The organism is Hansschlegelia beijingensis (genome assembly GCF_045505405.1).
Taxonomy (GTDB): domain Bacteria; phylum Pseudomonadota; class Alphaproteobacteria; order Rhizobiales; family Methylopilaceae; genus Methylopila; species Methylopila beijingensis_A.
Genome location: NZ_JBJKEX010000640.1, coordinates 1 through 835, shown reverse-complemented (window position 1 = coordinate 835; position 835 = coordinate 1). Strand labels below are relative to the sequence as shown.

The 835-nt window shown below is 60.4% G+C and carries 2 protein-coding genes; both read right to left on the bottom strand.

The annotated features are described in order from the left end of the window. The coding region (locus ACIKT0_RS19340) for a transposase (protein WP_474998497.1) at window positions 1-133 on the bottom strand (133 nt) is incomplete at its 3' end. Between the two features lie 39 nt (window positions 134-172). After that, the gene (locus ACIKT0_RS19335; RefSeq protein WP_407106890.1) at window positions 173-502 is read right to left on the bottom strand and encodes a hypothetical protein; all 330 of its coding nucleotides are present in this window, start codon (window positions 500-502) and stop codon (window positions 173-175) included. Between the last annotated feature and the right edge of the window lie 333 nt (window positions 503-835).

The window sequence follows — 835 nt, the reverse complement described above, 5'->3', positions numbered from 1 at the left end:
TCTGTACCCACAAGCGGATCAGATTGCGCGACAGGTCATGCCGCTTCGCAAGGCCGTGCAGGGTCTCCCCGGAGATGAACTCCTGCGCGACCTGGCGCTTGAACGCGATGCTGTGGGATCGATGGCGCGTCATGGGCTCTCATCCTCTGAAAGCCCGGCCCACGGTCAATTCCTAAAGCGCGACCCGTCCACCCTGAAGGGCCCACTCCACCCTGAGGGTCAATCTTGCGTCGCCCTTGAGTTCATCCAGAAATTTTTCGACCTCAGCTCTGAGATACGGGCGGTGCTGAGAGTGATATCCGCCGTCTCGACGGGTCAGCAGCTCGAACTCGGCCAGTTCCTCGATCTGGCCGGCGCTCACCTGAAGAAGACCCTGTAGATCCTGAGCGTCGATGTAGGGTCGGCGGCGATCGATGGCCCGTATCGCATCCACGTCCAGCCCTACCGTCCAGGAGCTATTCCCGACGCTCAGGGCCATTTCTCGGGCGTTGGTGGTGATCACTTCGTGAAGGCGGTCTGGATCGCTCGGCCTATGTATTCGGCGGCTGGCGGACGTACTCACTTGGGTCGAAAGGCTGAAAATCGCGGATGAATGTGTTTGTACAATCCGGGAAAGCGGACTGCAGAAATTCTCGCCCCCTCGACTGACGAGCCAGTCCCAGAAGGGCCCGTACGCAGTCCTTATATCGGGGTGTTGTTCTTTGCGCCCTGAACCGCTCCGGGATTCCCGGAGGCTCCAACTCCTGAGTAGGATGGAGCGATGACGAGCAAGACGACGAACAAGTTTTCGCCTGAGGTGCGCGCTCGCGCGGTGCGGATGGTGCTGGAGCACGAG